Source organism: Rhizobium sp. 57MFTsu3.2 (assembly GCF_012932765.1).
GTDB classification, from domain to species: Bacteria; Pseudomonadota; Alphaproteobacteria; order Rhizobiales; family Rhizobiaceae; genus Rhizobium; species Rhizobium altiplani.
Map to the genome: position 1 here is coordinate 40,082 of NZ_JDWI01000030.1, position 14,461 is coordinate 54,542.

Below are 14,461 nucleotides of genomic sequence, written 5' to 3' on the forward strand. Positions count from 1 at the left end.
ATTCCGGCCGCACACTAATCTTACCGCCCGCCTTCGATCTTGCGATGGCGCTGGTTTGTGCCGCCAGCCCCATAGGGATAGTCGGCCACATGCGGCTGGCTGACATCGCTAAGCTTCGTCATTTCCTCTTCGGAAAGCAGAAGCTTTGCAGCAGCGAGATTGTCTGCGAGCTGCTCGCTCGTACGCGCTCCGAGAATGACGGATGTTACCGCTGGTCGCGCTGCCGTCCAGGCAAGGGCGACCTGTGCCATGCTGACACCACGGGCCTTGGCGATCGCCTCTACCGTCTCGATGATCGCCCATGTCCTCTCCTGCGCATTCCGCTGGGCGTAAGATTCCATGCCGCGGCTCGGGTTCTCCCCCAAGCGGGTAGCGCCCGTCGGCGTCTGGTCGCGCCGGTATTTGCCCGTCAGCCAGCCGCCGCCGAGCGGCGACCACGGCAGTAGCCCCATGCCGGCATCCTGGCATGCCGCGACGATTTCCAGCTCGATGTCGCGCACCAGCAGATTATACTGTGGTTGCAGCGTTACCGGGCGAGTGTAGCCGCGGGCCTTGGCGATTTCGGCTGCCTTGGCGATCTGCCATCCGACATAGTTGGAGAAGCCGTAGTAGCCGATCTTTCCGGCAGAGACGGCGTCGTCGAGGAAGCGCAGCGTCTCCTCGATCGGGGTCAGTGCGTCCCATGCATGCATCTGATAGAGATCGATATGCTCGACGCCGAGCCGCAAAAGAGAGGCGTCAAGCGCCTGGTTCAGGTGGCGGCGCGAAAGGCCGATGTCGTTCGGACCTGACCCCATCGGAAACCGTCCCTTGGTCGCGATCACGGCTTGCTTTGCCTCGCTCGGGCGCGCCTTCAGCCAGCTTCCGATGATCTCTTCCGACTTGCCGGCACTGTAGACGTCGGCTGTGTCGATGAAGTTTCCGCCCCAGGCGAAGTAATCGTCGAGCAGTTTGTGCGAGGAAGCTTCGTCGGCCTCCGCACCGAACGTCATGGTGCCGAGGCAGTAGGCGGTTACAATTGCTCCACTATGGCCAAGCTTGCGGTAATCCATGGAAGATCCTCCTCTTCGAATAGTGACGTTGCTTGGAAGGCGAGATTTATGTCGCTGAACCGTTCGCCGTCGTCTCTTCGAGCACGGCATCCGGAATATCGTCGAAGGACGCGTAGTTCAGGTTATAGAGCCGCGAATAGAGCTTGCGGTTTTTCATCAGCTGTTGGTGGTTACCGCTTTCGATCAGCTCGCCATTCTGCAGGACGATGATGCGGTCCGCCTCTCTGATGGTGGCGAGGCGGTGTGCGATGACCAGCCCTGTTCGGTTTTCGAGCAGCTTGACGAGCGCCTTCTGGATCAGCATCTCGGTATAGCTGTCGATATTGGCGGTTGCCTCGTCCAGCACCAGGATTTTAGCATCGGCGACCAGGGCACGGGCAAAGCTCAAAAGCTGGCGCTGGCCGAGCGAGAGATTGCCACCGCGCTCGCCGAGCATGCTGTCATAGCCCTGCGGCAGGCGCATGATGAAGTCATGAGCGCCGACCGCCTTGGCCGCCTCAATGACCTGTTCGCGTGTCGCTTCCACCTTGTGATAGCGAATGTTCTCGAACACCGTGCCCGTAAACAGGAACGGCTCCTGGAGAACCATGGCGATCTGGTTGCCGAGCGAATCCTGTGTCAGGTCGCGCACATCATGCCCGCCGACCAAAACCTGTCCCTGCTGAACATCGTAGAAGCGATGGATCAGCGACATGCAGCTCGACTTGCCGGAGCCGGTTGGCCCGACAAGCGCAACGGTTTCGCCAGGGTTCACCTTGAAGCTTACATGCTTCAGGACCGGGTGCTTGGGATGATAGCCGAAAACCACATCGCGAAACTCGACGGAGCCATCCATATCGGAGGAAAGCTCCTTTGCGTCAGGCGCGTCCCTGATTTCGACGGGAACATCAAGAACCTCGGTCAGTCGTTGTCCGGACGCCATGGCGCGCTGCATGACCGAATATTGCAGCGTCAGCGAGCGAATCGGATCGAAAAAGCGCTGGATGTAAAACAGGAAAGCGACGAGCACGCCGACATCGAGCGCCTGATTGAGAACGCGTGCACCGCCAACGACAATGACAAGCGCCATGGCAACGCCGGTCAGGGAATCCACGATCGGCACCATCACCTGGGCATAGCGCGCTGCCGTCAGGTGTGCCTTCAGGTTTGCCCTGGCCTTGTCGTCATAGAGTGTGAAATTGACGCCCTGGCGATCCATGCTCTGGACGGCGCGCACGCCGTGGATGGCCTCGGCCAGCGCCCCTGCGGCAACGGAATTGGTCTCATGTGCCGCCATGAAGGACTTGCGCGCCAGCGGCAGCCAGAAGAGGCGAACGACAAACAGGATCGGCAGGACCGAGAGCGTCAGAAGACCGAGCTTGAAGTCGAGATAGAGCATGACGAAGACGATGCCGAACAGAAGCGTGATATCGCCGACAGACAGGACCGACGTTTCCAGGAACTCCTGCATCGAATTGACGTCGCCCTGCAGGCGGGACATGAGACGGCCGACCTCGGTCTTGTCCATGAAGGAGAGCGAAACCCGCTGGAGATGCGAAAACATCGCCTTGCGGATGTCGAAGAGCACCTCTTCCGCGACGTTGCCCACCAGCGTCTCTTGCCAGTAACTGGCGCAGTAGTTGATGAGGATCGCGGCGAGAAAGGCGATCATCGCGAAGGTCAGCGCCTGATGACTTCCACCCGGCTGCATGCCGTGATCGATGGCGTAGCGGATGATCAGCGGGATCAGCAGCTGCATGGCCGTGAACGTCAGGACGGCAGCGACCGATAGCAGAACCTGCCTGCGGTATGGGTGCACGAACGCCCAGATGCGCTTGATGATGTTGCCATCGAAGGCCTTGCCGAACATCTCCTCTTCAATGCGATGCGAGCCAACGACGGCGCGCGGCGGTCGGCGCCCATCCTCGCGAACGTCGGAGCGTTCGGTTTCCAGTTCCTCGGCCATTTCATTCCTCCCTAGGCGCTAAGCGCCTCATCGCCCGGCCGTACCTGCAGATCATAGAGCGCCTTGTAGCGCCCGCCCGCGGCCAGCAACTCCTCGTGCGTGCCGCGTTCGACGATTTGCCCGTTCTCGACGAACAGGATCTGGTCGGCATGCATCAGCGAGCTCAGGCGATGCGCAACAATGATGGTCACGCGATCAGCCGCGTACTTGCGCATCGCGGAGCGAATGCGCTGTTCGGTGGCCGCATCGATTGCCGCCGTTGAATCATCGAAGACCATGACGGCGGGTTTCAACATCAGGGCACGGGCGATCGACAGGCGCTGGCGCTGTCCTCCCGAGAGCGACACACCGCGTTCTCCAACGACCGTGCCGTAGCCGGTCGGCAGGCCGAGCACGTAGTTGTGCAGCTGGGCACTTTCACTCGCGCGCTCGATGCGGCTTTCCTTTGCCCAGGGGTCGCCATAGGCGATGTTGTTTTCAATCGAGGTTGTGAACAGGAAGGAGTCCTGCTGGACAACGGCGATCGCACGACGAAGCGACTGCAACGTCGCCTTGCGGATATCCTGTCCATCAATGGTGATCTTGCCCCTGGTGACGTCGTAGAAGCGCGGGATCAGATGGGCAAGCGTCGACTTACCGCTGCCGGGTGGCCCGACGATGCCGATCGTCTCGCCGCGCTTTGCCTCGAAGGAGACGTTGCTCAGGACCTCGTGCATCGGTGAGCTCGGATAGGCGAAGCTTACATTCTCGAAGCGCAGCGTCCCATCGGTCAGCGCCAGATCCCTGGCGTCAGGGGCATCCCGCACGGCAATTTCGAGGTCGAGCAGGTTGAACAGCCGAGTGCCGCAGGTGGAGGCGCGGGCGAAAGCATTGACCATCAGGCCGAGCTGGCGGACAGGCATCTGCAGGATCGTCATGAAGGTCAGGAACGAAGTAAGCGTACCGACCGTCATCTCGCCAGCCATCACCTTGCCACCGCCAACCCAGAGGACGAGGCCCATGGCAGCGAAGAAGGAGAAGGTCATGGCGCTGGTATTGATGACACGGATGCCGACGCGTTGGTGGGCGAGCGTCAAGGCGTTCTTGGAAGCGCCCTCGAACTTCATCATCTCGTGCGCCTGGGCGGCAAAGGCCCTGACCACGCGGATGCCACCGAGATTTTCCTCCATGATCCGGGTCAGCACCGACAGCCGCTCCTGCAGGTCGAGCCACGTCGCGCGCAACCGCAACTGCGTGACCGAGGAACGCCAGGCAACGAAGGGCACGAAGCTCAAGGCAAGCAAGCCGAGGACGACATCGGTGGAAAGCAGCATGTAGGCGCCGATACCGATCAGCGTGGCCAACAGCACCATGCGCACCAGCGCCGTCGAGAAATACATGCGCACGCCTTCAAGGTCGAGCAGACCGACGGTGATCAGATCGCCAGAGTGGACGCTGTCATGAAAACTGAAGGAAAGGCGCTGGATTTTCTCGTAACAGGCAAGACGCAGCTCGTAGCCCATGTGGTGGCCGACGCTCTCGCTGTAGTAGTTCTGGATCATCGTGAAGATGCCACGCAGAACGCTGGCGCCGAGCAGCATCAGCGCCGTGGTCAGCAGCGCATCCTGTGCGATCTGTCCCGCCTGGCCGCCTTCCATCGCAACCTGCGTGTGGTCGACCGCCCGACCGAGCAGACGCGGGATCATCAGCTGGAAGGTCGAGGCGACAAGGGTTGCGCCGATGGCGAAACCGGATTGCCAGGGATGGCGGAACGCCATGACGGTGATGCGGACGAGCGTAAAGAGGCCCTTGCCCCAGCCTGCCGCAGTCGCCTTCGCCATCGAAGCGGATGGCTTCGTCGTGCGTGTTAAAGCATTGCTGCTCACGGTCATATTCCAAAACAGAGGTGTGGTCGGACGTTGGTCCGGAAAGACGTCGAATCCATGAAGGGATTGATTAGCACCCTTACTTTTGCCGATTCCTTTCGGCCCTTCAAGTCAAGAATTCACCAACTGGTTATTTTATCGTGAGTGCAACAAAGACTGGGAAGCACCATTTTGACCGCCCATGGCGTCTCGAAATGTCGAAACGGTTTCAGACACTTATCCGCTCCAGACGCTGGCACTCGGAACAAAGGCTTGCCTAAATCATCTTTTGGCGCTTTGATACACGACCAGTTTGATAGACTATAGGGCGGTTCAAAACCGCGTGAACCAGCTCAACGCGCGAGCGTTTTTTCCCGCGTTGAAACCAATCGAGACACGATGCGCAGACGGTCGCAAGGGAGTTGAGATGACGGTTCAAGGCTTGTTTTCTTCGAAGTCAGCGGCGGCAGCAAAGATCTCCGCCGTGCCGCGTTTTGCCATTGTCGGCCGCGGCTTTTCCGGAATGATGATGGCGATCGCGCTGATGAAAACAGTGCGCCTGCCTTTTCATCTGCAACTCTTCGACCCCAACTCTTCGGTGAGCGGGGGGCAGGCACTCTCGTCGGCCCGGACCTCCACGATCCTGAATACGCGTGTTCGCGATCTTTCCGTCTCGGTGGGCGATACGGATGATTTCAACGACTGGCTTTGTAGCAACGCGGAGTTCCGCGCCGCCGTGCCTGCGGCGATCCCGGGATTTCGCCAGATCTTCGTCCCGAAAGACATTTTCAGCGACTACGTCTACCAGCGCTTCTCGGAAGCCTTGTCCGCCCGCAAGGACATTACGGTTCAGGTCTGCCATGAACCGGTTGTGGCGATCCGCAAGAGCCACGGCAACCGTTTCCTTCTCGAAAGCGCCAATCCAGCCAATCCCCTGTTCGACACCGTCATACTGGCCACTGGCTATGGTCTGCCTGAGACCGAGGAGACTGAGCAGGAGCCGTCGCAGGTGAGAGCCCAGCGCCTGGTTGCGCGCCCACACACGGTCCTTCTCGGCAGCGGCATCAGGGTTGTCGATCAGCTCCTGCAATTGCGCGACGCCGGCTACGCAGGGCAGGTTACCATCCTTTCCCGACATGGCTTCCTGCCGCAGAGCCATACGCCGAACTCCGCCGACCCGGTTTTTCCGGCCGACGCGCTGCCAACAAACCTCCCTGACATCCTGCGCTTCATCCGCACGGCCTGCCGCGAGGCAGAGGAAGAGGGCAGAAGCTGGCAATCCGTCATGAACGGGCTGCGCAAACACGCCCGCTCTCTGTGGCGCGCACTGCCAGCCCATCAGAAGCATCAGTTCAACCGGCACTTGCGGGCGATCTATGACAGCCACCGCAACCGCTTGCCGGAGGCCATCTACGCCCGTCTCCAAAGCGAGCTCGCCAGTGGCAATACCGTACTGCGTCGTGGCGTCGTGGGTCGGCAGGGCCTGAGCGGTCTCTTCTTCCGGCCCGCCGGCTCGCACGCCGACGAGATCGTTCATGCCGAGCGTATCCTGGATTGTCGCTGCCGCGCGCCGCAACTGACCTCGCCATTGCTGGCAAGCCTTGTGAGCGGAGGTTTGGCCCTCGCAGATGAATTGTCGCTCGGACTTGCCGTCAATCAGCGGGGCCAGCCCTGTCTTGAGGATGGATCAATGGTCGATGGACTGTTTGCCGTCGGGCCCCTCGGCCTTGGCAGTCTGCCTGACATCGACCTCGTGCCCGAGATCGTCAGCCAGGCCTATGCGGTTGGCGAACATATGGCTGAGCGCTTCTATCCCCGGAGCAAGGCCGTCTGATCAGGACCGACGCGCGCGCAACTCGCCGCGGACGACGAAAGCGAGCAGTCCAGCGGCCATGAAAGCAAGTGCAAACCAGGTGATCGCGTAAACCAGATGGTTGTTGGGGAAGGCGATCTGCGTCAGCCCACCGACCGGCAGGCCGCCTGGGTTTGGCGTCGCATCAGTATCGATAAAGTAGGGGGCGGGATCTGCCACGCCGCGACGATCGGCGATCGCGGCGACATCGCGTGAATACCAGCGATCATTGGCCGGATCATTGGACTTGACCAGCGTGCCTCCAGGCTCGGTAATCCGCAGCAGTCCGGCGATTTTCACCGGGGTTGCAATCTGCCCTTCGCTGCGTGTTGCCGGATCGCGCTTGTCCGTCGGGACGAAACCGCGGTTGATCAGGACCGAGGTGCTGTCGGCCAGCTTGAGGGGAGTGATCACCCAATAGCCGGGCCCGAGCGACGTCGACGCGTAGATCAGCGTTTCCTCGTCGTTTTGCAGGATCCCTTCGGCAGTCACATGGCGATATTCGTCATTGGCGCGGCTGACCTGTCCCCACTGCGCGCGCACTGGCGCGGGAACCGGCTCCGCATGGACGCGCTGATCGACGCGGGCAATTAGATCCTCTTTCCAGGAAAGCCGCTCGACCTGCCAGACACCAAGCGCAAGCAGTGCTACAATCAGCACCAGCATGAGACCGCAGAATATCGCAAGCCCGGCGGCAGTATGCTGTCTTTGTGCTTTCTCGGAGGGGATGTCGGCCATTGCCAGAAAACCTTGGCGGGCGGCGTCACCACCGCCCGCTCTTGCCTTTAGGGCATATTCTTCATCATTTCCGGGCTCATCGGCATCATGTTCGTATTCAGATGATGCATGACCCAGAGCGAGCCGGCGAGCGCGATGGCGACGAGCAGAAGCGTGAAGATCAACGCCATCATCGTCCAGCCGCCTTCCGAGCGCGGGTTCATATGAAGGAAGAAAATCATATGAACGACGATCTGGACAGCCGCGAGCCCCATGACCCATGCGGCCGTTACCGATGGATTTTCGAAGACGCCGGCCATGACCAGCCAGAACGGGATCGCTGTCAGGATTACCGACAGCACGAAGCCGATCATATAGCTCTTGAAGGTGCCGTGGGCGGCCACATGACCATGGCTGTGACCATGATGGGCTTCGTGGGCGTCCTCGGTTACTGGTGCGTTAGAGGTCATCCGAGGACTCCCATAAGATAGACGAAGGAGAAGACGCCGATCCAGACGACGTCAAGAAAGTGCCAGAACATCGACAGGCACATCAGGCGGCGGCGGTTTTCCGGGATCAGGCCACGGATCGACACCTGCACCATCAGGGTGATCAGCCAGACGATACCAAAGGTGACGTGCAGACCATGTGTGCCGACCAGCGTGAAGAAGCCGGACAGGAAGGCACTGCGGGTTGGACCTGCGCCCTCGTGGATCAGGTGCGAGAACTCGTAGAGTTCAATCCCAAGGAAGGCCAGGCCGAAGAGGCCGGTAATGGCCAGCCAGAAGAGTGTGGCGCCCTTCTCCTGCCGCTCCATCTGCAGCATCGCAAAGCCGTAGGTGATGGAGGACAGAAGCAGCATCGAGGTGTTGATCGCCACCAGCGGCAGATCAAAGAGATCGGCCGGCGAGGGGCCCGCGGCAAAGTTGCGGCCGAGGACGGCGAAGGTTGCAAACAGCACCGCGAAGATGAGGCAGTCGCTCATCAGGTAGAGCCAGAAGCCCAGCATTGTGCTGCCTTCCGGATGGTGCTCCTCGGTGAGGTAGAATTCAGGCTTGTCTGCCTTGTCGATCACAGCATCGCTCATGGTCTTACACCTGCTCGGCAAGCAGCGCGGTACGCTTGCGTTCCGTTTCCGTGACTTCTTCGGCGGGGATATAGAAGTCGCGATTGTAGTTGAAGGTATGGCCGATCGCGACGGCGATCATGGCGACGAACGAAAGCACGACCAGCCACCACATGTACCAGATGAGGGCAAATGCCAGCACGACGCTGATCGCGCCGAGGATGACACCGGTTCCGGTGTTCTTCGGCATGTGGATCGGCTTGAAGCCTTCCAGCGGACGGGCATAGCCACGCGCCTTCATGTCGTACCAGGAATCATGGTCATGGACGACGGGCGTGAAGGCGAAGTTGTAGTCCGGCGGCGGCGACGAGGTCGACCATTCCAGCGTGCGGCCATCCCAGGGATCTCCCGTCGTATCCCGCAACTCCTCGCGCTTGAAGAAGCTGACGACGAGCTGGATGATGAAGCTGGCGATGCCGATCGCGATCAGGACGGCGCCGAAGGCGGCAAGGATGAACCAGATCTGCAGCGACGGATCTTCGAACTGCGACACGCGGCGCGTGACGCCCATCAGGCCGAGCACGTAGAGCGGCATGAAGGCGAAGTAGAAGCCGATCAGCCAGAACCAGAAGGACATCTTGCCCCAGAACGGATCGAGCTTGTAGCCGAACGCCTTCGGGAACCAGTAGGTGACGCCAGCCATCAGGCCGAACACCACGCCGCCGATGATGACGTTGTGGAAGTGGGCGATCAGGAAGAGCGAGTTGTGCAGCACGAAGTCGGCCGGCGGAACGGCGAGCAGAACGCCGGTCATGCCGCCGATGACGAAGGTCACCATGAAGCCGAGCGTCCACAGCATCGGCACTTCGTAGCGAATGCGTCCCCTGTACATCGTGAACAGCCAGTTGAACATCTTCGCCCCTGTCGGGATCGAGATGATCATCGTGGTGATGCCGAAGAAGGAGTTGACGCTGGCACCCGAACCCATCGTGAAGAAGTGGTGCAGCCAGACGAGGTAGGACAGGATCATGATCACGCAGGTGGCGTAGACCATCGAGGCGTAGCCGAAGAGACGCTTGCCGCAGAAGGTGGCAACGACTTCCGAGAAGATGCCGAATGCCGGCAGCACGAGGATGTAGACCTCCGGGTGGCCCCAGATCCAGATGAGGTTGACATACATCATCGGATTGCCGCCGAGATCATTCGTGAAGAAGTTCGTGCCGGCGTAACGGTCGAGCGACAGCAGCGCCAGCGTCGCCGTCAGGATCGGGAAGGTCGCGACGATCAGGATGTTGGTGCAGAGCGCGGTCCAGGTGAAGACCGGCATCTTCATGAAGCTCATGCCGGGTGCGCGCATCTTCACGATCGTCGCGATCAGGTTGATGCCCGATAGCGTCGTGCCGACACCGGCAACCTGCAGACCCCATATGTAATAGTCGACACCAACGCCCGGGCTATAGGCGGCTCCCGACAGCGGCGGATAGGCAAGCCAGCCGGTCTGGGCGAATTCGCCGACGAAGAGCGAGATCATGATGATGATCGCACCGGCGGTCGTCATCCAGAACGAGAAATTGTTCAGGAACGGGAAGGAAACGTCGCGGGCGCCGATCTGCAGCGGCACGACGAGGTTCATCAGGCCCGTGACGAACGGCATGGCCATGAAGAAGATCATGATGACGCCATGGGCCGTGAAGACCTGGTCGTAGTGATGCGGCGGCAGGTAGCCGGCGGATCCGTTGAAGGCGATTGCCTGTTGCAGACGCATCATGATCGCGTCGGAAAAGCCGCGCAGCAGCATGATGAGCGCCAGGATGACGTACATGATGCCGATCTTCTTGTGATCGACGCTCGTCAGCCAGTCGCGCCAGAGATAACCCCAAAGCTTGAAATAGGTAACAACACCCAGAAGCGCGATGCCGCCAAGTGCGACTGCCGCAAAGGTCACGACCAGGATCGGCTCGTGATAGGGGATCGATTCTAGGGTCAACCGACCGAAGATGAACTTCAGGAGGTCAGGATTGGAAAACATGGATGAACCCGTTCATTGATGTCGTATCGACGCAAAGCGCCAGGTCTAATTGCTGTTTGATTGCGCAGGCGCCGGGTCGCTGCCGGTGCCGTGGTCCATGCCGGGCATCGTGTGCCCGTCATGCTGCATTCCTGGCATCTGCGTGCCGCCAGACTGGCCGGCGCCGTTTTGAGCGTCTGCCGGCTTGGTTTCGCTGGCATCGGGGCTTTCGCCCGCAGGCGTTTCGTGACCGCCACCGGCCTGATCGGAGTGGCGGTTGTCGTAGAGCAGCTTCTCGCGATTTTCGGCGCTTTCCTTGCCGCCGCCACCCATACGGTCGATGTGCATCATTTCGTTCATGCACATCTGACCGGGGGCCGCGCACATGTTGAGGATCGCGTTGAAGAGATCCTTGTCGACGGTCGCGAAGTAACGCACCGGCTCCCTCTCACTCGGCCGTTCGAGCTTGAGATAGGTATCCCTATTGAGCGCAGTTCCCTTTTCCCTGACCTGCGCAACCCATTGGTCGAAGCCCTGCTGGTTTACGCCATGGAACTTGAAGCGCATGTGGGAGAAACCCGCGCCGCTATAGTTGGCCGAAAAGCCGTCGAAGATGCCTTCCTGGTTGATGACGGCATGAAGCCTGGTCTCCATGCCGGGCATTGCATAGATCTGGCCCGCAAGCGCAGGCACGTAGAAGGAATTCATGACCGACGAGGAGGTGATCCTGAAGCTGATCGGAACATCGACTGGCGCTGCCATTTCATTGACGGTCGCAATCCCGAGTTCGGGATAGAAGAACAGCCATTTCCAGTCGAGTGCGACGACTTCGACGGTCAGCGGCTTGGTATTGGCCGGGATGGCGCGCTCGGCATCAATCCGATCGAGCGGACGAAATGGGTCGAGCTTGTGCGTGCTGATCCAGGTGATGGCCCCGAGCGCGATGATGATGGCCAGCGGTGCTGACCAGATGACCACTTCGAGACGGGTGGAATGGTGCCATTCCGGATCATAGGTGGCAGCCGTATTGGAACGGCGATAACGCCAGGCAAACAGCAGCGTCAGGAAGATCACCGGAACGATGATCAGCAGCATCAAAACCGTCGACACGATAATCAGGTCGCGTTGCTGCATGGCGATATCGCCCGAAGGCGACATGACCACCAAATTGCATCCCGCCAGCGTCAGAAGCAGGGGCAGAATGAGGAGATGGCGGGAAAACTTTGGCAGTTTTTGCACGTCTCTATGCTCTTGTTGTTTCGTCCAGACCGCGACTAAAGCACCGTACCTGATAGCAACATGAGGTGTTTGGTCGCAGTGCAGCAGAAATGCCGCACTGCGGGATAAGGCACGTGGCGCACGATGTCAAAATCCTGAGGAAAATTCGAAGGATTCTTGCGCACAATCCATTTTGAGGGGCTAATATATCCGTACACGCCGATCATGCCAGTCTTTTGCAGACCGATTTCGCGGCATGACCGTGATTTTTCATCCACATCTGATTTTCAAGCCGGATGATGAACTATTTGCGTCAATCGGACTTGATAAGCGCAGTGGTTTGATCAAGATCGCTAGTGAGGCGCTTTGCCACAGGGTGCCTCAATGAGGGAGGCATTTAATGGCAGGCACAACACACTACGGACCATCGTCCACATCGATGGAGCAGGACGCGCGGCGAATTCATGCCGACAAGCCGATATCAGCCGGCAGTATCGCGATGGGCGTCGTCATCGGGCGCGCGTCCGAATTTTTCGATTTCTTCGTCTACGGCCTGGCATCCGTGCTGGTCTTCCCTCAGCTTGTCTTTCCTTTCGCGCCCGATCGACTGACGGCAACGCTTTATTCCTTTGCGATCTTTTCGCTCGCATTTCTGGCGCGCCCGGTGGGATCGCTTGTGTTCATGACCATCGACCGTTTCTATGGCCGCGGCGCCAAGCTGACCATTGCATTGTTCCTGCTTGGGGGCTCGACGGCTTCGATCGCTTTCCTGCCAGGCTACAGCGAGATTGGAGCCTGGTCGATCGCGTTGCTCGCCCTCTTCCGGCTCGGGCAGGGCTTTGCGCTCGGCGGCGCATGGGACGGCCTGGCGTCGCTGCTGGCACTCAACGCGCCGCCAAACCACCGCGGCTGGTATGCGATGATCCCGCAGCTCGGTGCCCCGATCGGCTTTGCGCTGGCAAGCGCGCTTTTCGGCTATTTCATCGCCAATCTGTCCAGTGAGGACTTCCTGAGCTGGGGCTGGCGCTATCCGTTCTTTGTCGCCTTTGCGATCAATGTGGTTGCGCTGTTTGCGCGTTTGCGTCTGGTCATGACGCCCGAATTCGGCTCCGCACTGGAACAGCACGAGCTCGAGGCGGCACCGATCCGCGACGTGGTGCGTATCCATGGTCGCGACATCCTGCTCGGCGCCTTCGTGCCGCTCGCGAGCTTCGCGATGTTCCACCTGGTGACGATCTTCCCGCTGGGCTGGGTGTATCTTTACGGAACTCAGCCGATCGGCGGTTTCATGGTCGTGCAGATCATTGGCGCCGTGGTCGGTCTCGTCGCGATCGTCGTCTCCGGCATGATCGCAGACCTCATCGGCAGGCGTGCCCAGCTTGCGATCTGTGCCGTGCTGATTGCGATCTTCAGCTTTGTCGGTCCGCTCCTGATGGCAGCCGGCTCCGGGGGACAGAGTGCATTCGTGATCATCGGCTTCGGCGTCCTCGGACTGTCCTTTGGCCAGGCGACCGGCTCGATTTCGTCGCGCTTCGGCAGAGGTTATCGCTATACCGGTGCGGCCTTTACCTCCGACCTTGCCTGGCTCGTCGGCGCCGGCTTTGCCCCGCTCGTCGCACTGACCCTGTCCAGCCACTTTGGACTGCCTTTCGTTGGCTACTACCTGCTGTCCGGCGCGGTCTGCACGCTTGCGGCATTGGCCTTCAGCAGGGCGCTCGAACAGCGCGAGTAGAAAAGACCCTGTTCAATCCGGGTCCAACCTGCAGCTCTGAAGTAGGTTGTGCAATCTGCAAACGTGAACGGGGATCGCGCCAACCGCGTTCCCTAATCATCTGCCGTACGCTCCGCCCGGCCCGCAACATGGCTTTCAATTTCGAGAACAGGCTTTCGATGGCATTGCGGTCGGGCCAGTAAAGCAGCGGAAAATATGAGTGAGCCCAGCGTGCGTGGTAGCCTCGCTCACATCGGCTGTTTTGCGGACGACAGGTCGTCCATAACGACAACCTCGCCAATTTGAGGATCGCCGCCAACACTTTCTCAACATTCAAGCAGGAACAACCTGCCGTTCATCCACCCCAGCAGCGTCTGGACACCTGCAGAATGCGCAAACTGCCGGGGCTGCAGATATGACCCGGATTGAACAGGATCTGTTCCAAAGTCACGAGAAACAGCAAAGGCCTGCCTCAGGTTCCTGTAGGCAGGCCTTTGCATTCAGAGATGATGAAATCGCTACATCGCGGCTACCTGCGGCTGCTTCGCCGCGCGCGCTGCGGTCAATTCCGCTGTTGTATGGTTCAGACGGTCTGCCAACACGCGCATGATCTCGACAGCCATTTCGGGGAAATCGCTGAGCAATTTAAGGAAGTGTTCCTTGCTGATGCGCAGCACTTCCAGCGGCGAGGTGGCGCGAATCGTCGCGGTACGCGATACGTCGCACAATATGGCGATTTCACCGACGATGGAGTTGGGTTCCACATCGGCGACCTTGATCTCGCCTGCAGGTGAGTGGACAAGAATGTCGGCCGTTCCGGACAGGACGACATAGGCTGCATCACCCGGATCTCCCTGATGGAAGAGGTCCTGCCCGACGTTGTATGTCATGCGATCGGAAGTGAAGGCCAACAATTTGAGTTTTGCAGGTGCAATTCGCGAGAAAATCGGCACCCGCCGCAGCATTTCGACTTCGTCTCTCAGCAACATATACGTACTACCCCCGTCACGCTTTCCGGTGCGCGACGCTTGACCGTGGCACCTCGCAA

General features: G+C 59.8%; 11 protein-coding genes. 2 read left to right on the plus strand and 9 right to left on the minus strand.

Annotation, left to right across the window (positions count from 1 at the left end; translation table 11 throughout):
• Window positions 1-20 precede the first annotated feature (20 nt).
• From AF71_RS25035 to AF71_RS25045, 3 genes are read right to left on the minus strand one after another with little or no spacing between them, the layout of a single operon-like run.
• Window positions 21-1,052 (minus strand): aldo/keto reductase, encoded by a 1,032-nt coding sequence (locus AF71_RS25035; protein WP_169683709.1) that lies wholly within the window; start codon window positions 1,050-1,052, stop codon window positions 21-23.
• 46 nt (window positions 1,053-1,098) lie between these two features.
• Complete coding sequence (locus AF71_RS25040; protein WP_169683711.1) at window positions 1,099-2,997, minus strand: ABC transporter ATP-binding protein; 1,899 nt, start codon at window positions 2,995-2,997, stop codon at window positions 1,099-1,101.
• A gap of 11 nt (window positions 2,998-3,008) precedes the next feature.
• Window positions 3,009-4,817 (minus strand): ABC transporter ATP-binding protein, encoded by a 1,809-nt coding sequence (locus tag AF71_RS25045; RefSeq protein ID WP_169683741.1) that lies wholly within the window; start codon window positions 4,815-4,817, stop codon window positions 3,009-3,011.
• 451 nt (window positions 4,818-5,268) lie between these two features.
• Between AF71_RS25045 and AF71_RS25050 the strand changes: the two genes are divergently transcribed.
• Window positions 5,269-6,675 (plus strand): FAD/NAD(P)-binding protein, encoded by a 1,407-nt coding sequence (locus tag AF71_RS25050; protein ID WP_169683712.1) that lies wholly within the window; start codon window positions 5,269-5,271, stop codon window positions 6,673-6,675.
• Here the strand turns inward: AF71_RS25050 and AF71_RS25055 are convergent, their stop codons facing one another.
• Genes AF71_RS25055 through cyoA form a run of 5 tightly spaced genes read right to left on the minus strand, consistent with a single transcriptional unit; the run spans window position 6,676 to window position 11,723 of the window.
• Window positions 6,676-7,431 carry an SURF1 family protein gene (locus tag AF71_RS25055; RefSeq protein WP_169683713.1) on the minus strand — a complete coding sequence of 252 codons (756 nt, stop codon included), beginning with the start codon at window positions 7,429-7,431 and terminating at the stop codon, window positions 6,676-6,678.
• A 47-nt stretch (window positions 7,432-7,478) separates the two neighbouring features.
• Window positions 7,479-7,880 carry a cytochrome o ubiquinol oxidase subunit IV gene (cyoD, locus tag AF71_RS25060; protein ID WP_025658240.1) on the minus strand — a complete coding sequence of 134 codons (402 nt, stop codon included), beginning with the start codon at window positions 7,878-7,880 and terminating at the stop codon, window positions 7,479-7,481.
• Window positions 7,877-8,497 (minus strand): cytochrome o ubiquinol oxidase subunit III, encoded by a 621-nt coding sequence (gene cyoC, locus AF71_RS25065; RefSeq protein WP_018856668.1) that lies wholly within the window; start codon window positions 8,495-8,497, stop codon window positions 7,877-7,879. Before cyoC ends, cyoD begins: the two co-directional genes overlap by 4 nt.
• 4 nt (window positions 8,498-8,501) lie before the next feature.
• Complete coding sequence (cyoB, locus tag AF71_RS25070) at window positions 8,502-10,505, minus strand: cytochrome o ubiquinol oxidase subunit I (RefSeq protein ID WP_025658241.1); 2,004 nt, start codon at window positions 10,503-10,505, stop codon at window positions 8,502-8,504.
• A 45-nt stretch (window positions 10,506-10,550) separates the two neighbouring features.
• Window positions 10,551-11,723 (minus strand): ubiquinol oxidase subunit II, encoded by a 1,173-nt coding sequence (gene cyoA / locus AF71_RS25075; protein ID WP_169683714.1) that lies wholly within the window; start codon window positions 11,721-11,723, stop codon window positions 10,551-10,553.
• A gap of 379 nt (window positions 11,724-12,102) precedes the next feature.
• On the opposite strand from cyoA, the gene AF71_RS25080 reads away from it, so the two are divergent.
• Window positions 12,103-13,434, plus strand: a complete 1,332-nt coding sequence (locus AF71_RS25080; protein ID WP_025658243.1) for an MFS transporter — start codon at window positions 12,103-12,105, stop codon at window positions 13,432-13,434.
• Between the two features lie 497 nt (window positions 13,435-13,931).
• On the opposite strand, the gene AF71_RS25085 is transcribed toward AF71_RS25080, so the two are convergent.
• Window positions 13,932-14,402, minus strand: coding sequence for a Crp/Fnr family transcriptional regulator (locus AF71_RS25085; RefSeq protein ID WP_112657292.1), 471 nt, complete (start codon window positions 14,400-14,402; stop codon window positions 13,932-13,934).
• Window positions 14,403-14,461 lie beyond the last annotated feature (59 nt).